Source organism: Bradyrhizobium sp. URHC0002 (genome assembly GCF_054059515.1).
In genome coordinates, this window is the sequence record NZ_JBSSCF010000001.1 from 7,674,593 (window position 1) to 7,695,583 (window position 20,991).

Below are 20,991 nucleotides of genomic sequence, written 5' to 3' on the forward strand. Positions count from 1 at the left end.
AGCAAGCGATGCCCATCGATCACACCGCACGAAGTTGATGGGTATCGCTTCGCTCCACCCGCCTTACGAATCGGCGTCAACGCAGCGCGATATCCAGCCATCCCAGCGCATTGACCGTGACGCGGTCGCCGGTATCGACCAGCACGGTCGTGGTCTCGGCCTCGATGATGGCGGGACCTGTCAGCGTGTGGCCCGGCTGCAGGGCATCGAGTGAATAGACGGGAACTTCGCGCCAGCCGCCGAAGAAAGCCTGCCGCTTATCGCGCGGCAAACAGGCGCCGGATGCCGCAGCCTCGCGCGCGCCCTCATCCTGCCGCTGGACTTCACCCACGGCGGCGACGCGGGCGTTGACGAAGACAACCTCCTGGCCCCGCGAGGCGTAGGTGTACAATTCTTCGTGCCGGATATGAAAGCGGTCCTCGATCCGGTCGACGAGATCGGCGGCGTTCCAGTCGAGGCCGTCGAGCGAGACGTCGATCTCAAAGATCTGCTCGCCATAGCGCATCTCCGCGGAGCGCTCGATTGAAATCTTTCCGTTGAACCATGAGCGAAGCCGGCCGGCGGCCTGCTGCTCCAGATCGGCAAACAGTTCGCGCACCTCATTGGCGGTGATGCGCGCGGCGGCGCCATAGTGCGTGCGGCTGACTTCGTAGCGGAGATCGCTGGTCAGCATGCCCCACGCCGATAGCACGGAGGCCACCGTCGGCACGATGATGCGCTTGATCTCGAGTTCGCGCGCGACTTCCGCCGCATGCAGGCCCGCCGCGCCACCAAAACTCAAGAGCGCGAACTTTCGCGGATCGACGCCGCGGCGCAGCGTCATCAGGCGGATGCCGTCGGCCATGTTCAGATTGATCATGCGGTAGATGCCGGCGGCGGCCTCGACGCGTGATAGCTCCATCGCCTTGGCGACGCGGTCGACGGCGGCCTCCGAGGCCGTTCGGTCGAGCGGGCGCCTGCCGCCCATGAAGGCTGCGGCATCGAGATAGCCGAGCACGACATTGGCGTCGGTGACGGTGGCGGCCAGACCGCCATTGCCGTAGCAGGCCGGGCCCGGCACCGAGCCGGCGCTTTCCGGCCCTACCCGCAGCGTGCGACTGGCATCGACGCTCGCGATCGAGCCGCCGCCGGCAGCGATGCTCGCGATATCGAGGCTGCGCAGCGCAATGCGCTGGCCCGCGAGCATGCCGTCGGCCGACAAGGACGCCTGCCCGCCAGATATCAGCGAGATGTCGGTCGAGGTGCCGCCCATGTCGAACGGCACGAGGTCGGGGATGCCGACCAGATCGGCGCAGCGCCGGCCACCGGACATGCCGCCCGCGGGGCCGGAGAGCACCGTGCCCGCTGCGAGCCGCGAGGCCTCCTCGACCGGCGCCATGCCGCCATGCGACAGCACCACGAAGAGACTGCCCTTGAAGCCGGCTTCGGCGAGCCGCGTTTCGAGATTTTTCAGATAGCGCCGCACGATCGGCTCGACATACGCGTTCACGATCGTGGTCGAGACACGCTCATATTCCTTGATCTGCGGCAGCACGTCGCTGGAGCGCGAAATGCTGATGCCGGGCAGCGCCTGCGTCAGCCGCTCGACGGCGGCGAGTTCATGCACGGGATTGAGGTAGGAATGCAGAAAGCACACCGCGACCGAACTCGCGCCCGACTGCCGGATTCCGGAAATGGCGTCGTCGAGCGATTTTGCATCGAGCGGAATCAAAACCTCGCCGCTGGCCTTGAGCCGTTCCTTGACACCAAAACGTCGTTCGCGCGGCACCAGGGGCTCCGGCGGCGGCGAACGCAGGTCGTAGCGATCGGGCTTGAGACCCTCGCGCATTTCGATGACGTCGCGATGGCCTTCGGTGGTCAAGAGCGCGACCTTTGCGCCCTTGCGCTCCAGCAGTGCGTTGGTGGCAACCGTGGTGCCGTGAACCAGCCGGTCGGTCGCAGCGAGCATTTCCACGCGCGACAAATTCAGCCGCCGCGCCAGCTCATCGAGCCCCGCCATCACGCCGAGCGACTGATCCGCCGGGGTGGATGGCGATTTTGCAAATACCGTCCGCCCGCTCTCGTCGGTGGCCACGAGATCGGTGTAGGTCCCGCCGACGTCGACGCCTATCCTGAACATCATGAGGACGCCTGCTCCGCCGGAGCGTTCGTCAGGCCTTGCTCGCGATCGCGTTGGCGGGCTTCTCCCGTTCGCTTATCAGGCGGTCCCCATCCGCCGCCGCCGGACGAACGTATCTCAAGGCAATCGCCGGGGCGCAGCTCGATGCCGACTTCTTTGGTGCGCAGCACGCGCGGCTCGCGGCCTTCTGACAGCAACCGATAATGATGCGGCTTGCCATCCTCGCCGCCGAGCATGCCGCAGGGGCCGTGGCGCGCGCCGTCGCCCGCGGTGTTGCCCTTCGCGATCTTTTCCGTCTCCAGCACCAGATCGAGCGATACGCCGAGCCCGCCGCGATGCTGGCCGTCGCCACCGGAACCCGGGCGGAATTCATGCGTGCGGAAATGCAGGGGAAAGCGCACCTCGGCGACTTCGAGGCTGCCGAACTTCAGCCCGCCGACCGAATGCCATTCGCCGATCGACGACCAGCCGTCGCCGCCAGACGACGCGCCGCCGCCGGGCCGCGCCTGGAACAGGTGCCAGATGAAATTCTTCCCCGTGCGCGGGTCCTCGCCCTGGATTGCGATCCGGAACCTGCGGCTCCAGCCCGCCATCGCACGTTCGGGGCAGGACGCCGACAACGCCTTCACGATAGCTTCGACGATTTCATTCGAGGGATGGCTGGTGCACAGCGTCACCGGCCGCCCCGGATCGGCCCACACCACCGTGCCTTGCTTCGCGATCACCTTCAGCGGCCGCAGCGCGCCGGTGTTTTTTGGGATCTCGGCGTCGATCAGATAGGCGAACGCCATCGCCACCGCCGCCTGCATGTTGGCGTGCGAGGAATTCACAAAGCTGGTCGATTGCGGATCGGAGTCGGAAAGATCTACCTCGACGTCGCTGCCCTTCTTGGTCACCTTCGCAGCGATGCGGATGTCGGTGCGGCCATGACCGTCATCGTCGAGAAATGCCTCGCCGTAGAACACGCCGTCCTTCCAGGTCGAAACAACAGCGCGGGTCTGCTGTTCCGTCGCGTCGAGGATGGCTTCCATGGCGGCTTCGACCACCGGCGCGCCGAATTCGGCGAACAATCGCGACAGCCGCCGCTCGCCGAGATGCGCCGCGCCGAGCATGGCGGCAAGATCGCCGCGGAATTCGCGGGGGTTGCGGATGTTCAGCGCCAGCAGATCGAGCAGGTCGTCGCGCAGCTTGCCGGCCTCATAGAGTTTTATTGGCGGGACGCGCAGGCCTTCCTGATAGATCTCGGTGGCGGCGGGGTTATAGGCACCATGGGTCGCGCCCCCGATATCGCTCTGGTGCGCGCGCACGATGGTCCAAAGCAGCCGCTTGTCACCGGCGAAGACCGGAACAAAGGCGGTCAGATCGGGCAGATGGCTGCCGCCATGATAGGGATCGTTGAGCAGGATCACGTCGCCCGGTTGCACGTCCTTGAACCGCTCCTCGACAGCGAGCGTTGCCCAGGGCAGCGCGCCGACATGAACCGGCAAATGATCGGCCTGCGCGATCAACCGGCCGCCGGTGTCGCAGATCGCCAGCGAAAAATCGCGACTGGAATTGAGGATCTGCGAATAGGAAGTGCGAAGCATCGCTTCGCCCATCTCTTTCACGATCGAACTGAGCCGGTGCTGGACCACGGAGCGCGTGATGGGATCGATCTTGGCGGACATTGAACCTGTTCTTGTTATGCTGATCAGAGCGTACGTGCGACTTCCTCGAGCGCGCCCGATGCCGCATCGATGATCGCATGTATATCGGCATCCGTCATCGGGGTTGACAATGCCATCAACCGGTTGCCCGCGGCCAGCACGCCGCAATTGAGAAATGCGCGGTTGAAAACCGCCTGACGCCGCGCTTCCTCCTCGCTCAGGTAAGCCGAGCGATAGTCGCGGACCGGTCGGTCGGCGAAATGAATCTTCAGCAGCGAACCCAACCCCACCGTGCCTCCGGGCACGCCGTGGCGCCTGAACGCGACATCGATGCCGGTGCGAACCGCCTCGCCCATCGCATCGAGACGCGCAAAGGCCGCGTCGTCGAGTAGCTCCATCGCGGCGATCCCCGCCCGCATCGTCACGGGATTGGCGGAGAAGGTGCCGCCATGCGGCAGCGCCGGCTTGCCCGGGCGCGGATCGAACACCGCCATGACATCCCTGTGGCCGCCAATCGCGCCAACCGGAAAGCCGCCGCCGATGATTTTTCCCAGCGTGGTCAGGTCGGGATCGATATTCCAGATGCCCTGCGCGCCACGATAACCCAGGCGGAAGGTGATGACCTCGTCGAAAATCAACAGCGCGCCGACCTCGCACGTGACTTTTCGCAGCGCCTCCAGATAGGTTCGATCGGCTGGCGCGAGACCAGCGCGGTTCGGCATGGGATCGACCAGCACGCAGGCGAGCCCCTCGCCGTGCTCGCGGACCAGGCTGATGGCGGCTTCGGTATCGTTGAAAGGAATGGTGACGACATCGGCCAGCACGTTGTCAGGCGTGCCCTTCGCATAGGCGACCGAAACCGGCGCGTTACGGCCCCAGGCTTCCGGCGTCGGATCGAGGCTCACCTCGGCATAGTCATAGGAGCCGTGATAGGCCCCCTCGCATTTCGCGATTTTGGGGCGGCCGGTATGCGCGCGCGCCGCTTTCAGCGCCATCATCACGGCTTCGGTGCCGGAATTGGCGAAGCGGATTTGCTCGACGGAGGGCAATCGCGAAGCAAGGAGTTCGGCGAGATCGACCTCGGATTCCGTCGGCAGGCCGAATGCGGACCCCAGCGCCAGTTGCGCGGTCGCCGCTGTTATCAGCGCGGGATGGGCGTGGCCGTGAATCTGCGAGGTAAAATTGTTGATGCAGTCGATGTAGAAATTGCCGTCGAGATCCCAGACCCGGCAGCCCTCGCCGCGCGCGGCGTAGATCGGATAGGGCTTCATGAACACGGTGGTGCGGCTGTTGCCACCGGGCAGGCTCGCCAGCGCGCGATCATACATTTTTTGCGAGGAAGAATTTGAATCCGGGTACATGCGGCTTCCGAGCGTGGTGGGGCAAGTTCTTATAGCCGCTGGCTTTTTGCCCGCAAATCTCGGCTTTGTCACGGCTGGCCTGCAACCCCGCGGAACCGACATCGGCCGAGGGCTCACGATTACGTGTATCGAATGGCGCGCAAAAAACATCACCTATCGACGGAATAGAGTGCGGCGCCACGCGTCACCACCCCATGCACGCAGTTTGCATCATGGGAGTCACAATGACCAAATCCTCGATCCGTACCCTGCTTACCGCCGCGATTTCGCTGGCCATCATCTCGAGTGCGAGCGCGGCGCCTCCGGCCAAGACCGCCGCCACCGCAAAGGGGCCAACGCTGACCGACAACAAGGGCATGTCGCTCTACACGTTTGACAAGGATTCCGACGGCAAGTCGGCCTGCAACGGCCCATGCGCGGCGAATTGGCCGGCGCTGAAGGCGGACGCCGGCGACGCCGCGGGCGACAATTATACCATCGTCACCCGCGACGATGGCTCCAAACAATGGGCCTACAAGGGCAAGCCGCTCTACACATTCGTAAAGGACCAGAAAGCCGGCGACATCACCGGCGACGGGTTTCTCAACGGCGCGTGGCATCTGGCGCAACCCTGATCTGTTGGATCGACGAACACCATCGCTCGCGCGGCCGCCGTCAACCCCGCGGGAGACGCGCGAGCCACTTCAACAAGTCACTCGAACCCGGAGGGTAAAATGCTGCAATTTCTCAAACCCGGCCTGGGCACGGCAATCTTCGGCGTACGCCTGCTTGTCGCTTTCGCCGCACCGCCGTTTGCGTTCGCGCAGGAAGCTCATCCACCGGCGCAACACGCCGCGACATCAGAGGAAAGTGCGTTCCTCGCCGAAAACGAGGCCGCGATGAGCAAGATGATGAGCGCGATGGAGGCAAAGCCAGCCGGCGACATCGACCGCGACTTCGTCGCCATGATGGCACCGCATCATCAGGGCGCGATCGACATGGCCGTGCTCGAATTGCGCTACGGCAAGAACGAGCAGCTCCGACGTATCGCGCAGGAAATCATCGTCAGCCAGATGCAGGAAATCGCGGCGATGAAGCTTGCGATCGGCGAACAGGTTCCGCCCTCCGTTCCCGCGCCAACGCAAACCAACCAGGCGCCGGCGGAACATCATCACATGAGCATGCAAGCAGGCATGAAGAAATAGGAGCGACAGATGAACTATTCGGCTTTGAGAAGCTGCCTGCTGGCCTGCACGATCGTTGCCACATCGGCTTCTGCCCGCGCCGGCCAGGCCCCCGGCGCCGCGACCTCCCCCGACATTCCGATCAGCCATCGCGACCGCGTCTACGCGGCGGAACAGTTCTCGAACACGGTATCGGTCACCGATCCCGTCGACAACAAGCTGCTCGGCGTGATCCGCCTCGGCGATCCGCAGCCCGGTAATTTCAGCCCGCTCTACAAGGGACAGGTGCTGGTCCACGGCATCGGCTATTCGCCCGACCACAAGACCCTCGCCATCGTCTCGATCGGATCGAATTCGGTGACGTTCATCGACACCGCGACGAATGCGGTCAAGCACGTCACCTATGTCGGCCGTTCGCCGCATGAGGCCTTCTTCACGCCGGATGGAAAGGAAGTCTGGGTTACTGTACGCGGCGAGAATTACATCAGCGTCATCGACGCCGCGAGTTTTTCCGAGAAGACGCGCATCGAGGTGCCGGCAGGCCCCGGCATGCAGATCTTCTCGCCCGATGGCAAATACGGCTACATCTGCTCATCCTTCAATCCGGAAACGGTCGTGGTGTCAGTCGCCGATCATGTCATTGTGGCGCGCGTGAAGCAGGAAAGCCCGTTCTGCCCAAACATCGCTGCCACGCCTGATGGCGAACAGGTGTGGTTTACGCTGAAGGACATCGGCAAGACACAGGTGTTCAACGCCAAACCGCCGTTCAACCCAATCAGAACGATCGAGACCGGCCCGATCACCAATCATGTCAATTTCGCGCGTACGCCGAAGGGAACGTTCGCCTATGTCACGATCGGCGGCACCAACGAGGTGAAAGTGTTTCGCACCGATGATTTCTCGCAGGTAACGACCATCCCGGTTGGCAATCTTCCGCACGGCATCTGGCCTTCCGGCGACGGCACGCGCATCTATGTCGGCCTCGAAAACGCCGATGCGCTGGCCGCGATCGACACGGCCACCAACAAGGCAGTTGCGAATATTCCGATCGGACAGGCGCCGCAAGCGATCGCCTATGTGCCGGGCGCAGCGCCCAATCCGGACGATCGCCAGAATTTGCAGAGCCTCGGCGTTGCCGGGCAGGTCGCGCACCTCACCCTCGGCGCGAAGGCTGAAGCGAAGGGCGAAAAGCCGCCGACCAGCGTCTCGCTGTTCGATCAGGGCTTGATCCAGGTTTTGCAGGCGTCGGTGACCGGCCTGCAACCGAAGCAGCGCTACGTGCTGGCGCTGGCCGACAAGATCGACGGAACCGGATCGGTGCAGCCCCTTGCCGCCTTCATGACCAATCCGGCGGGCTCAGCCATCGTCAATGCAGTCGGGCCAATCCGGCAGATCGTTCAGAATTCCGCCGCGGCCGAGCGGCGATATCTGGTGATCGCGCCCGGCGAGCCCTCAAAATTCGGAGATGCCGTGCAGGTTCAGAACCCATGAACGACATGCTGGGCTTGATCGAACCGGTGATTCCAGCCCTGCGCCGCTATGCGCGGGCACTGGTTCGCAATCGCGCTACTGCCGACGATCTGGTGCAGGACTGCCTGGAGCGGGCCATCAGCCACTGGAATCAGCGGCGCGCAGGCGATCCGCGCCCGTGGCTGTTCACGATCCTGCACAACCTTGCGGTCAACCAGTTCCGCCGCTCGGCGTACCGGGGCAAGCACATCGCCATCGACGAGGCCAATGAAGATGATTTCGGGCAGGAAGCCGTGCAAGAGCAGAAACTGATGTACCAGGATGTCCTCGAAAAGCTTGCGCGACTTCCGGATGACCAGCGCGCCGTGCTGCTGCTGGTCGCGGTGGAAGACCTGTCCTATGCCGACACAGCGAGGGTGCTCGACATACCGATCGGCACCGTGATGTCGCGCCTGTCGCGGGCGCGGGAAAAATTGCAGCAGGAAATCGAAGGGACTGCGGACGGCGCGACGAAAAACGTGGTGCAGTTGCGGAGCATGAAATGACCAATCGGCCCATCACGGAAGACGATCTCCACGCCTATGTGGATGGCGTTCTGGAACCCGAGCGAGCGGTGGAAGTCGCCGCCTATCTGGAAGACCACCCCGATATGGCCCGGCGCGCCGCCGCCTTTTCGGACCAACGCGATCTGCTGCGCAAGGCGCTGGCGCCGATCGCGGACGAGCCCGTGCCTTCGCAGCTCAATCTGTCCCGGATCATCGAGAGCCAGCGACGGCGTTCCTCCCCTCTCCGGTGGGCGGTCGCCGCCATGCTGATGCTGAGCATCGGCGGTGTCGGCGGCTGGGTGATGCGAGGCAGCCTGCAGAGCTCACCCGGCGGGCTTGCCGCGCTCGCGCAGGAAGCCGCTTACTCCTACAGCGTCTATGCGCCGGACCGGGTCCGGCCGGTCGAGATGCGGGCATCCGACAGCGCGCAACTGGTGCAGTGGGTGTCGAACCGTTTGAAGCAGCCGGTGAAGCTGCCGGACCTGACGGGTTCGGGCTATCGCCTGATGGGCGGGCGGCTGATCGCGACGTCGCACGGCCCGGCTGCGATGTTCATGTACGACGACGATCGCGGCGACCGACTCGTCGTAATGACGCGCCCGATGGCATCGGAGCAGAGCGCGCCGATGGCGCCGCATTCGGGAGGCGACGTCTCGGGCTTTGCCTGGGCCGATGGCGGGATGGGCTACAGCCTGGTGGGACAAGCCGCGGCCGAAGCCCTCAAACCGATCGCCAACGAGGTCCGCAGGCAGGCGCGCACGATCTAGGATTTCGACGGCTGGGTGTAGGCCAGGAAGACGATGGTCCCGACGATCAAGGCCGCGGCCATGAATAGCAGCACTGCAGGAAGGCCGAAGATCGTTGCGACCACACCCGTCGTCGATTGCATCAGCGCCGTGCCGAGGAAGAACGCGAGATTGATTGCAGACAAGGCCTTGCCGGCATTCTGCGCGCCGGCCAGTTGCTGTGTCATGCCGAAGAGCAGCGGCTGCGACGAGATAGCGAGGCCGATCAGCACCAGGAGCACGCCGTCAAATAGCGGCGGCAGCGCGGTCACGCCGAAGAGTTCCGACAGCGGATAATGCGGCGCGCCGGCGGCCATCAGGACAAGCAACAGGGCTACGAAGGAATGTGTAGCGGCCAGTAGTTCGCGGCGGTGGCCGATGGTGCGGTCGAGAATTCCCATCAGCACCGGTCCGGCGATCAGCGCGAGCGTGAACAGGCCAAGCGCATTGCCTGCCTCGATGCGACCAAGCGCCTTGATCTCCATCAGCCACGGGCCGCCCCACAATCCGCGCAACACCAGCGTGGCTGCCAGCGAGACCAACGCCAGCGCGATCAAGCCACGAAGCGGGCGCGACAGGCCGATGCGCAGCACCTCGGTCATCTGCGACAGCGGCGAGGAATTATCCGCGTGCGCAGCCGGCTGTTTCGGAACCAGCAGGAACACCGCAATCGCCACCACCGCGCCAAAACCGGCGGAGATCCAGAATCCCGCGCGCCACCCCCAGAATTCGACGACAAAGGCCAGCGGGCTCGCCGACAGCAGCATGCCGATATTGCCGATCGAGAGAATGATCCCGGACCACAGGCCGAAGCGCGCCGCCGACATCTGTTTGGCCGCCAGCGTCATCGGGCACATCAGCATGCCCGAGGTGGCGACGCCGAGCAGGAACTGCCCGAACAGAAAACCCTCCGGCCCGGTGGCGAGCCCCGACGCCAGCGCGCCGACGATCGTTCCCGCGAGCAGGCTCAGGGAAACCGGGCGGACGCCAAAGCGATCCATCGCGGCGCCAACCGGAATCTGCGAGGCGGCAAAGGCGAAATGATAAACCGAGGTAAGGCTCGCCAGCGTCTGCGGGGCGGTGCGGAAGTCGGCCGCCATCACGTCGAGGCTGATGGCCGGAATGGTCCGCAACAGCGTCGACAGCATATGGCCGCAGGCCAGCGCCAACAGCGCAAAAATCAGTGCACGGATGTTTATCCCCGCGTCATCGGCCTTGTCGTCCATGTTCATTTCATCCCGGGCATTTGGAGGCGGCGTATCACTAATATGCGCGAAGCGCGAATCTGCCCTCACCCGCAGGCTGCTTGATCGCGCCGGCCAGCGGAACCATGATGAAGTCGGCCGGCCGACCGTTCGGGTCGGCCTGTCCAGCGGCACGGAAGACCGCGATCGGGAGAACAATATGCAAGTCACGATGAAAGATCGTGTCGCCGTGGTCACCGGCGGCAGCAAGGGAATCGGACTCGCGGTCGCAAGGCGATTTGCCGCCTCCGGCGCCAAGGTCGCGATCCTTGCGCGCGGGGCAGCCGACCTGAAGGCCGCGCGGGAATTGCTGGCCAAGGATGGCATCGGGGTTCGCGACTATGTCTGCGATGTCTCGAAGGCATCGGATATTGCAAGCGCCCACGACAAGATTGTCGCCGATCTCGGCCCGGTCGACATCCTCGTCAACAACGCCGGCACGGCGCGGACGATGGCGTTCGAGAACATCTCTGACGAGGCCTGGCAGGAAGACCTCGATCTCAAACTGTTCGCCGCGATCCGTTTCTCCAGGCTGGTCTGGCCGGGCATGAAGGCGCGCAAATGGGGCCGTATCATCAACGTGCTCAACACCTATGCCAAGGCGCCGGCCGCCTCGTCGGCGCCTACCTCGGTATCGCGGGCGGCCGGCATGGCGCTGACCAAGGTGATGGCTGGCGAAGGCGGCGAGCACAACATTTTGGTCAACGCCATGCTGGTCGGCCTGATCATGAGCGATCAATGGGTGAAGCGGCACGCCGCGCAGGCGCCGGATATGGATTTCGAGGTGTTTGCAAAAAACCTCGCCAAGGGCACGCCCTTGGGGCGCATCGGCACGGCGGAGGAATTCGCCAATCTGGCGTGTTTCCTCGCCTCCGAGCAGGGATCGTTCATCACCGGCACCGCCATCAATGTCGATGGCGGCCGTTCGCCGGTAGTGTAGCGGCCTCGCAGCACCGTGGCTTCATGATTCAAGACGCCGCCTGTCGCGGCTCCTCAGAAGAGCGCGGCAAAGCGGCGCGTCTCCGGACGATGCTTCGCCCGCCAGGCGAACCATGACCTACAGAACGCGGCGTCCGAGAACGGAAGCCGCAAACAAAAAAGCCCCCGTTGCCGGGGGCCTTTTCGCTTTTCTTAGACCGCGTCCTTGGCGGCCTTGACCGGGCGGGCCCGGACGATCTTGCGGGCCGGCTTGGCCTTGAACATCATTTCCTCGCCCGTGAAGGGGTTGGTGCCCTTACGAGCCTTGGTCGCGGGCTTCTTGACCACGACGAACTTAGCGAAGCCGGGGACGAGGAATACCCCGTTCTTCTTGAGCTCCTTGTGGCCAACGTCGACGAGCGCTTCCATCACGCCCTTGACTTCCTTCTTCGAGACTTCGGTGGTGGTCGCGATCTTCTCGATCAGCTGCGACTTAGACATTTGGGTGGCCATGATTGCTCCATTTGATTCTGGCACCGGCGACGATATGGCGAAAACCGCCTAAAAAACAGGGTTTCCGACAATCTGCACAGCTATCTCGCTAGTCGAGTTGAACTGATTCGTCCAATTTTGGCTGGTTTTTAGGCCTCCGGAGCGCTCCGGAGGCCTCCGGAGCCTATTTTTAGGGGCTGTCAGGCACCTTGCCGGCCGTATTTTCGGACAATTTCAGACTGCGCCCGGGCCCCGCCGCTATCGTGGCGAGCCAGGATTTTCTACCTGCCTCCGTAAAATGAGCAGACCGATTGGCCGGTGAGCACGTTGTTTTCAGGAAGGATTTTCCGCTTCGCGTCGCGATTAGAAAATGACTCGCGTTCCCCTTCCATCGTAACATCTCACCCAAGGCGGACGCGTGAACGGTCCGCCATCAATATTTGTTCGGAGACTTCGCATGGATTTGACGCGTCTTGAGATCAATCGCCGCACCGCGCTGCTGACGTCGGCGGCCATCGCGGCCAACGTGATCAATCCGATGCGGGCCTTTGCCCAGGAAACGCCGCGCAAGGGCGGCGTGTTCAACGTCCATTACGCCGCCGAGCAGCGCCAGCTCAATCCGAGCATCCAGGCTTCGACCGGCGTCTACATCATCGGCGGCAAGATCCAGGAAAACCTCATCGATCTCGACGCCAACGGTCAGCCGGTCGGCGTGCTCGCCGAGAGCTGGGAAGCTTCCCCCGACGGCAAGACCGTGACGTTCAAGCTGCGCAAGGGCGTCACCTGGCACGACGGCAAGCCGTTCACCTCGGCCGACGTCGAATTCACCGCCATGAACATGTGGAAGAAGATCCTCAATTACGGCTCGACGCTGCAGCTCTTCCTCACCGCGGTCGAAACGCCGGACGCGGAGACCGCGATCTTCAAATACGAGCGGCCGATGCCGCTCAATCTGTTGTTGCGCGCCCTGCCCGACCTCGGCTACGTCTCGGCCAAGCACCTCTATGAGAATGGCGACATCCGCCAGAACCCGACCAACCTCGCGCCGGTCGGCACCGGCCCGTTCAAGTTCGTCAAATATGAGCGCGGGCAATACATCATCGCCGACCGCAACGAAAACTACTGGCGCCCCAACGCGCCCTATCTCGATCGTATCGTCTGGCGCGTGATTACCGATCGCGCCTCGGCCGCGGCGCAAATGGAAGCCGGAGAACTTCACTACGCTCCATTCTCAAGCCTGACGATCTCGGATCTGGCGCGGCTCGGCAAGGACAAGCGCTTCGTCGTCTCGACCAAGGGCAATGAAGGCAACGCCCGAACCAATACGCTGGAGTTCAACTTCCGCCGCAAGGAGTTGTCCGACATCAAGGTTCGCCGCGCGATCGCGCATGCGATCAACGTGCCGTTCTTCATCGACAATTTTCTCGGCGACTTCGCAAAACTCGGCACCGGGCCGATCCCCTCGACGTCGGCTGATTTCTATCCCGGTGCGGACACGCCGCAATATCCGTACGACAAGGCCAAGGCGGCCGCCCTGCTGGACGAAGCCGGCTTCAAGGCAGGCCGCGGCGGCACGCGCTTCTCGCTCAAACTGCTGCCCGCGCCGTGGGGCGAGGACATCTCGCTGTGGTCGACCTTTATCCAGCAATCGCTCGGCGAGATCGGCATTCCCGTCGAGATAGTGCGCAACGATGGCGGCGGTTTCCTCAAGCAGGTCTATGACGAGCACGCCTTCGATATCGCGACCGGCTGGCACCAGTACCGCAACGATCCCGCCGTCTCGACCACGGTCTGGTACCGTTCGGGCCAGCCGAAGGGCGCGCCCTGGACCAACCAGTGGGGCTGGGAAGACAAGACGGTCGACAAGACCATCGATGACGCCGCGACCGAGATCGATCCGGCCAAGCGCAAGGCGCTCTACGCCCAGTTCGTCAAGGAAGTGAATACGGAGCTGCCGGTCTGGATGCCGATCGAGCAGATTTTCGTCACTGTGATTACGGCCAAGGCGCGCAACCACTCCAACACCCCGCGCTGGGGTTCGACCAGCTGGCACGATCTTTGGCTTTCGGCTTAAGCCGATATCCGCCAAGATAGGATTATGCGCATCCTTGGCCTTGCGGGGCGGCGGCTTGCCGCCTCGATTCCGACCCTCATCCTGATCCTGATCGGCGTGTTCCTGCTGTTGCAGTTCGCGCCGGGTGACACTGTCGATGCGATGATGGCGCAGATGGGCGGCGGCGATGCTGCGACCGCCAAGGAGCTGCGCCAATTCTACGGGCTCGACCTCTCGATCCCGGCGCAACTCGGCAATTATCTGTGGCGGCTGGTGCGGCTCGACCTCGGCTTCTCCTCAATCTACGGCAAGCCGGTGGCGTCGGTCATCCTGGAGCGGCTGCCGCCGACCATCCTGCTGATGACCGCGTCGCTGTCTTTTGCGTTCTTCTTCGGGCTCGTGTTCGGCGTGATCGCCGCCCGCGGCGTCAACCGCTGGCCGGACACGCTGATTTCGACGCTGGGCCTCGTGTTTTACGCCACGCCCTCGTTCTGGTTTGGACTAATGGCGATCGTGGTGTTTTCGGTCTACCTGCAATGGCTGCCGCCCGGCGGGTTCGAGGACATCGGCACGGTCCGGACCGGGATCTGGCGCGTATTCGATATCGCAAGCCATCTGGTGCTGCCGACGCTCACGCTCGGACTGATCTTTCTGGCGATCTACTTGCGCATCATGCGCGCCTCGATGCTGGAGGTGCTGAACCTCGACTATGTCCGCACCGCACGCGCAAAAGGCCTCGACGAGACACGCGTGGTGACGCGGCACGTCTTGCGCAATGCCCTCCTGCCAATGGTGACGCTGATCGGGCTGCAAGCCGGCACCATGCTGGGCGGATCTGTGGTGGTCGAAAGCGTGTTCTCGCTGCCGGGGCTCGGACGGCTTGCTTACGAATCGGTGGTGCAGCGCGACTTGAATACGCTGCTTGGGATCGTGTTCGTCTCAGCACTGCTGGTGATCACGGTCAACTTCGTCGTCGACCTGGTCTATGCGCGGCTCGATCCGCGCATCTCGGCCGAGGGTTAGCGCGATGGACGCGATCAAGCGCTACTTCCGAAGTCCCGCCGCGGTCGCAGGCTTGATCCTGCTGCTCATCGTGATCGCGATGGCGATCTCAGCCGGCTGGCTCTACCCGCGCGATCCGCTGGCGCTCGCCGGCCGGCCCCTGATCTGGCCATTCTCCAATCCGCGGTTCCTGCTCGGCACCGACAATTCGGGGCGCGATATCGCCGCGCAGATTTTCTACGGCGCGCGGATATCGCTTTTGATCGGCGGCGTCGCCACCGCGATTGCGATCCTGATCGGCATCCTCGTCGGCGCCTTCGCCGGCTATTATGGCGGCTGGGTCGACAATGTGCTGATGCGGATCACGGAAGCGTTCCAGACGCTGCCGAATTTCGTGCTGCTGCTGGTGCTGGTCGCGGTGTTCGGCTCGACGCTGACGACCGTCACCATCGCGGTCGGCGTCGTATCATGGCCCGCACCGGCGCGGCTGACCCGCGCGGAATTCCTGTCGTTGCGCAACCGGGAATTCGTCCAGGCCGGGCGAACGCTGGGGATGAAGGATATTCAGCTCATCCTTGGTGAAATCCTGCCCAATGCGCTGCCGCCGGTCATCGTTTACGCCAGCGTGGTGATGGCGGTCGCGATTCTGCTGGAAAGCGCACTCGCCTTCCTGCGGCTGTCCGATCCCAATGTGGCGTCCTGGGGCAATCTGATTGGCCTCGGCCGCGATGTGCTCCGGGTGCAGTGGTACGTCTCGGCGATCCCCGGCATCGCCATCCTCGTTACGGTTCTGGCGGTATCGCTGGTCGGCCAGGGTCTGAACGATGCGCTCAACCCGAGGCTCAAGGGCCGATGAGCGCGAAAGAGACCATCCTCTCGCTGGATCGCCTGAGCGTCCGCCTGCCCCGCGGCGCGGACCGGACGCATGCGCTCAGGGATGTGTCGCTGGAGATCGCATCCAACGAAATCCTCTGCGTGGTCGGCGAATCCGGCTCCGGCAAGTCGATGATGGCGAACGCCGTTATGCGGCTGTTGCCCAATGAAGTGACGATCGATGGCGGCCGGGTGATGTTCGAGGGCCGCGATCTCTGCGCGGCATCTGTTGCCGAAATGCGCGAAGTGCGCGGCGCCGGTATTGCGATGATCTTTCAGGAGCCGATGACGGCGCTCAATCCGCTGCGCACCATTGGCGACCAGATCGCAGAGATGTTTTCGATTCACACCGAATTGTCGAAGGCCGAGATCAGCGCCAAGGTGCTCGCGCTGCTCGCCGACGTCCGCATTCCCGATCCCAAAGTCGCGGCTAGGGCCTACCCGCACGAACTGTCGGGCGGCCAGCGCCAGCGCGCCATGATCGCGATGGCGCTGGCGCTCGATCCAAAGCTCCTGATCGCCGACGAGCCAACCACCGCGCTCGACGTCACGACGCAGGCGCAAATTCTAAAACTGATCCGCGACCTGCAGCAGCGCCGCAAAACCGCGGTCATGTTCATCACCCATGATTTCGGCGTGGTGGCCGAGATCGCCGACCGCGTCGTGGTAATGCAGCATGGTGTCATCGTCGAACAGGGCACGGCTTCTGACGTGCTGCACCACGCGCAGCATGCCTACACAAAACAGCTCATCGCCGCCGTTCCGCCGCTGAAGGCGCCGCCGCCGCGCGTGCTTGCAAGCGACAACATCCTGACAATTGCGGATGTCTCCAAGACCTACCGCACCGGCGGCTTTTTGGGGCGCGGCGCCCGCGTGACGCCGGCCGTAAAAAATGTGTCGCTCAACCTGCCGCGGGGGGCGACGCTCGGCATCGTCGGCGAGTCAGGTTCGGGTAAATCGACGCTGGCGCGCTGCATCGTGCGGCTGATCGATCCGGACGCAGGGTCGATCGTGCTCGAGGGCCGTGACTGGGCGAAGATGACGCGCGAAAAAGTGCGCCGCGAGACGCGCCATATCCAGATGGTGTTTCAGGACCCGTTCGGCTCTCTCAACCCGCGCCGCAAGGCGGCCGAGTTGGTGGCACAAGGCCCGATCGTGCACGGCACCCCACGCGCGCAGGCGATTGCGGATGCGAAAGAACTGTTTTCGCTGGTCGGGCTCGATCCATCCGCAGGCGACCGCTATCCGCACGAATTCTCCGGCGGCCAGCGCCAGCGTATTGGCCTGGCGCGCGCGCTGGCGCTGAAGCCGGATGTGCTGGTCGCGGACGAGCCGGTCTCGGCGCTCGACGTCTCCGTACAGGCGCAGGTGCTGAAACTGCTCGCCGAACTGCGCGCACGGCTCGGGCTTTCCATTGTCTTCATCACGCATGATCTGCGCGTGGCGGCGCAAATCTGCGACCTCGTCGCCGTGATGAAGGACGGCGAAGTGGTGGAGCAAGGGCTGGCAGGCGAGGTGTTCGGCAACCCACAGCATCCCTATACGCGGGCGCTGCTCGACTCGATCCCCGGCGGCGAATTTGCGAGGGAGCATGATACGGCGGCGGTGTAGCAGCGCCCTCTCCCCGTAAGGACGGGAGAGGGAGAAGTTCAAGCCATCTCCCTCGCATCCCGGCGGCGATAGACCAGCAGCATCAGCGGGGCCAGTTTGCGCAGGATGCCATGGGCTGCGATCGGCACCGGCGCGGTGAACGGCAGCGCCAGTTCGCTTTCCGGCACGCCGCGGACGGCCTTGGCCAGTTCATTGCCGAGCGGGATCGTCAGCGCCACGGCGCGGCCGTTGCAGCCGGTCCAGCCATAGGCATTGGGCCCAAGCTTGTGGATGCGCGGCAAAAAGTCCGTGGTCATGCCGACATAGCCGTTCCAGACGTAATCGAACGAGACCTCACCGATCTGCGGCCACAAGCGCTGCAGGCGCTCGGTGACGCGCGCCTTGATCCGCTCCACCTTGTTGCCGGGGCCGATCACCGCGCCGCCGGTCACGAGACGGTTTCGCGCATCGTAGCGCGCGAAATAGAGTTCGCCATGGGTATCCGACATCGCCTGCCGGCCGGGGATGATGGTCTTGCGGACATTGTCGGACAAAGGCTGCGTCGCCATCTGCCAGGACAGCACCGGCATCACCTCGCGCGCGATGTCAGGCACCAGCGCCTTTGAAAACTCGCCGCTATAGGCGTTGGTCGCCATGACAAGCGCGCGGCCGGAAATCTCGCCCTTCGCGGTCTTCACCACCCAGCGATCGTTGCGGCGCTCAAAGCTTTCGGCCGGCGAGCGCGCGTAAATGCGGGCCCCGAGCCCAAGCACAGTGCGCGCGAGGCCACGCGCCAGCGCCAGCGGGTTGATGTGGCCGCCGGTCTTGTTCCAGAAGCCGCCGAACCAGGCATCCGAGCCCAGCATGTCCCGTGTCTGCTCGCGCGACAGCAACTCGACCGGCGCGCCGAATTTTGACCACTGCCGCACGCGACGTTCGGCGATCTTGATGCGGCCGGGAGAATGCACCGGCTGAACCCAGCCGGCCTGTTCGCCTTCGGCATCGATGCTGTAGCGCCTCGTCACGTCGAACAGATAAGAAGCGCTGTCGCGCAGCATGCCGACAAAACGTTCTCCAGCCTCGCCGTGCTTCGCAACAATGTCCTCCGGATCGGGCCGCGACAGCGTCGGGATCACCTGCCCGTTATTGCGCCCGGAGGCGCCCCAGCCCGGCTCGGCCGCCTCCACGATCGCGACATCGACACCCGCTTCGCGCAGATGCAGCGCGGTGGAAAGGCCGGTAAAACCGCCACCGATCACGATCACATCCGCCTGCTGTGTTCCGGTCAGTTCGGGCAATTCGGGCCCCGATGGCGTCATCGCGGCCCACAGGGACTCGGGCCAGCGGACGTTGCTCGTATTCATCGTGATCCTTTCTTGCAGGGGCCTTGTCGTTCTGCTTAGTTTAGCTCCCTGGCAAGCCTCAAGGAAATAAAAGAGTGGCACTCAAAAACGTCATCGGAATCGATCACGCCGTGGTCATGGTGAAGGATCTCGACAAGGCGGCCGAGAATTACAAGCGACTCGGCTTCACCGTGTCGCCGCGCGGCACCCACAGCGCGCACATGGGATCGGGCAATTACACCATCATGTTCGACCCCGACTATATGGAATTGCTCGGTGTGCTCAGGCCGACGGAACATAATGAGCCAGCGCGGGCGTTTCTCGAAAAGAACGGTGAAGGCATCGAGCGTATCGCTTTCACTGCCGTGGATTCGGCGCGGGGCGCGGAAGAAATTCTCGCGCGCGGTTATATCCCCGTTGGCCCCACCGATTTCGAACGGCCGGTGACGCTACCTGACGGGACCGAAGCCGCAGCCAGGTTCCGGACCTTTCAATGGCCGACGGTGGAAGCGCCGGGCGGCGTGCGCATCTTCGCCTGCCAGCACAAGACGCGCGAGACTGTGTGGATTCCCGAACTGATGAAGCACGCCAACGGCGCCAAGCGGCTGAAGCAGGTGCTGATGGTCGCGCCCGAACCGGCCAAGGAAGCCGCGCATCTTTCCAGGATGATCGACCGCGAGACGCGCAACGAGGCGGACGGCGCGGTCGCGGTGCCCTCGGGTGGCGACCGTGCCGATTTCGTGTTTATGACGAAAGATCAGCTCGGCAAGCGCTATCCCGGCGTTTCGCTGGCCGGCCTGCCCGAACGCGGCGGCGCCGGGCTAGTGATCGTGGCCGATGTCGCGGCGGCGGAGAAGGCGCTGGGCGCTGTCGGCGTGAAAAGCGCTGATGGGGTTGTGGTGCCGCCGGCTTCCGGCAACGGCACCATGCTCGCGTTCGTAAAAGCGTAGGGCTGTAATGCTTCTCCAGGCAGCGAGCAGGCCATCGACTGACGATGCGGAGCAGGCCTAGCCTTCGTATTGCAGCACATGCATGCCGGCGTTCCAGTCGCTGACATACATCAACCCCTCCGGGGTGACGTAGGTGTCGCAGGTCTTTGCGGCCAGAGAAACATTGGGCCGCGGATCCACCAGCTTGCCGGGCACCGGCGGCACCCAATAGGCAATCTCCTTCGGCACGAAGGCATCCCGGATGTCGAACACCCGCACCCCTGCCGTATTGTAGGTAGCGAACACCGTCTCTTCACTTTGGAACGAGCCGGGCCGATTTTCGTGCAAATTGTGCGGCCCGAACGTGCCGATGCTGCAGAAATCACGTTCGCGCGGTGTCGGCAGCGTCGATATCGGCACCGGATTTTCGGGAGCGCGGACATCGACAATGAACGTGTAGAACAAGCCTTTGGCACATTTTTCGGCATTCGCCTCGTCGGCCACGACAGCTAGTCCCCGCTTGGGCAACGGCAGCGGCGTATGCGTTCCCCCGGGGAAAGGCGGCGACCAGTTGATGCGCGAAATCAGTGTGGGCTTTGCGGGATCGCTGATGTCGTGGATGGTCAATCCGCCATCACGCCACGCCGCATAGCCGCGGTTTCCGGCGGTGATCATGTGATGCAGGGCGACGCGCTTGCCTTTGGGCAAGTCAGGCTCGCCGGCGGCGCGGTTCATGCCGGGCAGCCACCATTTGGAGACGATCTCCGGCTTGGCAGTGTTCTGCAGGTCGACGATGCACAGGATGTGGTCGGTGAAGCCGTCGAAGTGCGCCGAGACATAGGCGTAGCGTCCTCCCGGCCACCACAGGCGGTTGATCCCGAAGCCGGGCATTTCGAGGAAGGCAATCTCGCGCATTTCGTTCGGCCTGGAGATGTCGTGGAGGGACAGGCCGGACCGGAATTTCTTGCGGTTGGTGATGCTGTCGGCCAGGTTGTTCTCGAAGTAGCCGCGCATGCTGTCATACGATTGCATCGCCACGATGTTGGCGCCGTTGGCGAGCAGCATCAGATCGTCCGAAACCTGCAGGTGATGCGTGCGCGTGTACTGGCCCGCGGTGAAGAAGCCTGCGGGCTTCAGGTTGCGCGGGTCCGACGCATCCAGAATGGTGACGCCGTCGCTGAACATGTGCCCAACGTAAACGTGCTTTTTGTTGACCATCACCTGTACGCTGTCAGGCCGTCCGCCGATGTCGCTGTAGGAAATGTGCTTGATGCCCTTCCCGATTCCTTGCGGAGGAATTTCGGTATCGGCAGCGAATGCGGGCGCAGACAAACTGGACATCGCAGCGGTCCCAGCCAGCGCACCAAGCTGTTTCAAGTACTGACGGCGCGAAAGTTCCGGCATGGTCGCTACTCCCCAGAAGAGCCAATCTGTCTTCCATCGCTGCAGTCTGGCCGC

18 protein-coding genes are annotated in these 20,991 nt (G+C 63.7%); 11 read left to right on the top strand and 7 right to left on the bottom strand.

Translation table 11 applies throughout. From position 1 onward, the window contains the following. Positions 1-76 precede the first annotated feature (76 nt). The 3 genes from ACVWVY_RS37070 to ACVWVY_RS37080 are packed head-to-tail and all read right to left on the bottom strand — an operon-like array spanning position 77 to position 5,126. The gene (locus tag ACVWVY_RS37070) at positions 77-2,122 is read right to left on the bottom strand and encodes a hydantoinase/oxoprolinase family protein (protein WP_456631043.1); all 2,046 of its coding nucleotides are present in this window, start codon (positions 2,120-2,122) and stop codon (positions 77-79) included. Further along, positions 2,119-3,786: a hydantoinase B/oxoprolinase family protein gene (locus tag ACVWVY_RS37075; protein ID WP_456631044.1), complete on the bottom strand. Its 1,668-nt coding sequence runs from the start codon at positions 3,784-3,786 to the stop codon at positions 2,119-2,121. Before ACVWVY_RS37075 ends, ACVWVY_RS37070 begins: the two co-directional genes overlap by 4 nt. Positions 3,787-3,809: 23 nt before the next feature. After that, positions 3,810-5,126: an aspartate aminotransferase family protein gene (locus ACVWVY_RS37080; RefSeq protein WP_456631045.1), complete on the bottom strand. Its 1,317-nt coding sequence runs from the start codon at positions 5,124-5,126 to the stop codon at positions 3,810-3,812. Between the two features lie 224 nt (positions 5,127-5,350). Between ACVWVY_RS37080 and ACVWVY_RS37085 the strand changes: the two genes are divergently transcribed. The 5 genes from ACVWVY_RS37085 to ACVWVY_RS37105 all read left to right on the top strand — a co-directional run bounded on the left by ACVWVY_RS37085 (position 5,351) and on the right by ACVWVY_RS37105 (position 9,071). Further along, positions 5,351-5,740, top strand: coding sequence for a COG4315 family predicted lipoprotein (locus ACVWVY_RS37085; protein WP_456631046.1), 390 nt, complete (start codon positions 5,351-5,353; stop codon positions 5,738-5,740). Positions 5,741-5,839: 99 nt separating this feature from the next. Further along, entirely contained in the window at positions 5,840-6,310 is a 471-nt protein-coding gene (locus ACVWVY_RS37090; RefSeq protein WP_456631047.1) for a DUF305 domain-containing protein, read from the top strand. A gap of 9 nt (positions 6,311-6,319) precedes the next feature. Continuing rightward, complete coding sequence (locus ACVWVY_RS37095) at positions 6,320-7,780, top strand: YncE family protein (RefSeq protein ID WP_456631048.1); 1,461 nt, start codon at positions 6,320-6,322, stop codon at positions 7,778-7,780. Next, on the top strand, positions 7,777-8,304 hold the full coding sequence (locus ACVWVY_RS37100) for an RNA polymerase sigma factor (protein WP_456631049.1): 528 nt from the start codon (positions 7,777-7,779) through the stop codon (positions 8,302-8,304). The genes ACVWVY_RS37095 and ACVWVY_RS37100 overlap by 4 nt, the downstream gene beginning before the upstream one ends. Continuing rightward, entirely contained in the window at positions 8,301-9,071 is a 771-nt protein-coding gene (locus tag ACVWVY_RS37105) for an anti-sigma factor family protein (RefSeq protein WP_456631050.1), read from the top strand. Before ACVWVY_RS37100 ends, ACVWVY_RS37105 begins: the two co-directional genes overlap by 4 nt. Here ACVWVY_RS37105 and ACVWVY_RS37110 read toward each other — a convergent pair. Continuing rightward, positions 9,068-10,315, bottom strand: a complete 1,248-nt coding sequence (locus tag ACVWVY_RS37110; protein WP_456631051.1) for an MFS transporter — start codon at positions 10,313-10,315, stop codon at positions 9,068-9,070. The two genes, ACVWVY_RS37105 and ACVWVY_RS37110, sit on opposite strands and share 4 nt — an antisense overlap. A 178-nt stretch (positions 10,316-10,493) precedes the next feature. Between ACVWVY_RS37110 and ACVWVY_RS37115 the strand changes: the two genes are divergently transcribed. After that, positions 10,494-11,273, top strand: a complete 780-nt coding sequence (locus ACVWVY_RS37115; RefSeq protein ID WP_456631052.1) for an SDR family oxidoreductase — start codon at positions 10,494-10,496, stop codon at positions 11,271-11,273. A 191-nt stretch (positions 11,274-11,464) separates the two neighbouring features. Here the strand turns inward: ACVWVY_RS37115 and ACVWVY_RS37120 are convergent, their stop codons facing one another. After that, entirely contained in the window at positions 11,465-11,764 is a 300-nt protein-coding gene (locus ACVWVY_RS37120) for an HU family DNA-binding protein (RefSeq protein WP_027536409.1), read from the bottom strand. Positions 11,765-12,200: 436 nt separating this feature from the next. On the opposite strand from ACVWVY_RS37120, the gene ACVWVY_RS37125 reads away from it, so the two are divergent. The 4 genes from ACVWVY_RS37125 to ACVWVY_RS37140 are packed head-to-tail and all read left to right on the top strand — an operon-like array spanning position 12,201 to position 17,282. Further along, a complete protein-coding gene (locus tag ACVWVY_RS37125) occupies positions 12,201-13,817 on the top strand; it encodes an ABC transporter substrate-binding protein (RefSeq protein ID WP_456631053.1) in 1,617 nt (538 codons plus the stop codon). Between the two features lie 24 nt (positions 13,818-13,841). Further along, positions 13,842-14,819, top strand: coding sequence for an ABC transporter permease (locus ACVWVY_RS37130; RefSeq protein ID WP_456631054.1), 978 nt, complete (start codon positions 13,842-13,844; stop codon positions 14,817-14,819). Between the two features lie 4 nt (positions 14,820-14,823). Further along, positions 14,824-15,654 (top strand): ABC transporter permease, encoded by an 831-nt coding sequence (locus ACVWVY_RS37135; RefSeq protein ID WP_456631055.1) that lies wholly within the window; start codon positions 14,824-14,826, stop codon positions 15,652-15,654. Next, the gene (locus ACVWVY_RS37140) at positions 15,651-17,282 is read left to right on the top strand and encodes an ABC transporter ATP-binding protein (RefSeq protein ID WP_456631056.1); all 1,632 of its coding nucleotides are present in this window, start codon (positions 15,651-15,653) and stop codon (positions 17,280-17,282) included. Before ACVWVY_RS37135 ends, ACVWVY_RS37140 begins: the two co-directional genes overlap by 4 nt. 38 nt (positions 17,283-17,320) lie before the next feature. On the opposite strand, the gene ACVWVY_RS37145 is transcribed toward ACVWVY_RS37140, so the two are convergent. Beyond that, positions 17,321-18,625, bottom strand: a complete 1,305-nt coding sequence (locus ACVWVY_RS37145; protein ID WP_456631057.1) for an NAD(P)/FAD-dependent oxidoreductase — start codon at positions 18,623-18,625, stop codon at positions 17,321-17,323. Positions 18,626-18,699: 74 nt separating this feature from the next. On the opposite strand from ACVWVY_RS37145, the gene ACVWVY_RS37150 reads away from it, so the two are divergent. After that, on the top strand, positions 18,700-19,554 hold the full coding sequence (locus ACVWVY_RS37150) for a VOC family protein (protein WP_456631058.1): 855 nt from the start codon (positions 18,700-18,702) through the stop codon (positions 19,552-19,554). A gap of 57 nt (positions 19,555-19,611) precedes the next feature. Here ACVWVY_RS37150 and ACVWVY_RS37155 read toward each other — a convergent pair whose 3' ends face one another. Further along, entirely contained in the window at positions 19,612-20,937 is a 1,326-nt protein-coding gene (locus ACVWVY_RS37155) for an LVIVD repeat-containing protein (RefSeq protein ID WP_456631059.1), read from the bottom strand. Positions 20,938-20,991: the final 54 nt, after the last annotated feature.

What these genes read in the sequence shown, in the direction of transcription:
- ACVWVY_RS37120 (WP_027536409.1), bottom strand. Translation starts at nt 11,764, where the DNA reads ATGGCCACCCAAATGTCTAAGTCGCAGCTGATCGAGAAGATCGCGACC.
- ACVWVY_RS37125 (WP_456631053.1), top strand. Translation starts at nt 12,201, where the DNA reads ATGGATTTGACGCGTCTTGAGATCAATCGCCGCACCGCGCTGCTGACG.
- ACVWVY_RS37085 (WP_456631046.1), top strand. Translation starts at nt 5,351, where the DNA reads ATGACCAAATCCTCGATCCGTACCCTGCTTACCGCCGCGATTTCGCTG.
- ACVWVY_RS37080 (WP_456631045.1), bottom strand. Translation starts at nt 5,126, where the DNA reads ATGTACCCGGATTCAAATTCTTCCTCGCAAAAAATGTATGATCGCGCG.
- ACVWVY_RS37075 (WP_456631044.1), bottom strand. Translation starts at nt 3,786, where the DNA reads ATGTCCGCCAAGATCGATCCCATCACGCGCTCCGTGGTCCAGCACCGG.
- ACVWVY_RS37155 (WP_456631059.1), bottom strand. Translation starts at nt 20,937, where the DNA reads ATGCCGGAACTTTCGCGCCGTCAGTACTTGAAACAGCTTGGTGCGCTG.
- ACVWVY_RS37095 (WP_456631048.1), top strand. Translation starts at nt 6,320, where the DNA reads ATGAACTATTCGGCTTTGAGAAGCTGCCTGCTGGCCTGCACGATCGTT.
- ACVWVY_RS37140 (WP_456631056.1), top strand. Translation starts at nt 15,651, where the DNA reads ATGAGCGCGAAAGAGACCATCCTCTCGCTGGATCGCCTGAGCGTCCGC.
- ACVWVY_RS37115 (WP_456631052.1), top strand. Translation starts at nt 10,494, where the DNA reads ATGCAAGTCACGATGAAAGATCGTGTCGCCGTGGTCACCGGCGGCAGC.
- ACVWVY_RS37135 (WP_456631055.1), top strand. Translation starts at nt 14,824, where the DNA reads ATGGACGCGATCAAGCGCTACTTCCGAAGTCCCGCCGCGGTCGCAGGC.
- ACVWVY_RS37100 (WP_456631049.1), top strand. Translation starts at nt 7,777, where the DNA reads ATGAACGACATGCTGGGCTTGATCGAACCGGTGATTCCAGCCCTGCGC.
- ACVWVY_RS37130 (WP_456631054.1), top strand. Translation starts at nt 13,842, where the DNA reads ATGCGCATCCTTGGCCTTGCGGGGCGGCGGCTTGCCGCCTCGATTCCG.
- ACVWVY_RS37110 (WP_456631051.1), bottom strand. Translation starts at nt 10,315, where the DNA reads ATGGACGACAAGGCCGATGACGCGGGGATAAACATCCGTGCACTGATT.
- ACVWVY_RS37090 (WP_456631047.1), top strand. Translation starts at nt 5,840, where the DNA reads ATGCTGCAATTTCTCAAACCCGGCCTGGGCACGGCAATCTTCGGCGTA.
- ACVWVY_RS37105 (WP_456631050.1), top strand. Translation starts at nt 8,301, where the DNA reads ATGACCAATCGGCCCATCACGGAAGACGATCTCCACGCCTATGTGGAT.
- ACVWVY_RS37070 (WP_456631043.1), bottom strand. Translation starts at nt 2,122, where the DNA reads ATGATGTTCAGGATAGGCGTCGACGTCGGCGGGACCTACACCGATCTC.
- ACVWVY_RS37145 (WP_456631057.1), bottom strand. Translation starts at nt 18,625, where the DNA reads ATGAATACGAGCAACGTCCGCTGGCCCGAGTCCCTGTGGGCCGCGATG.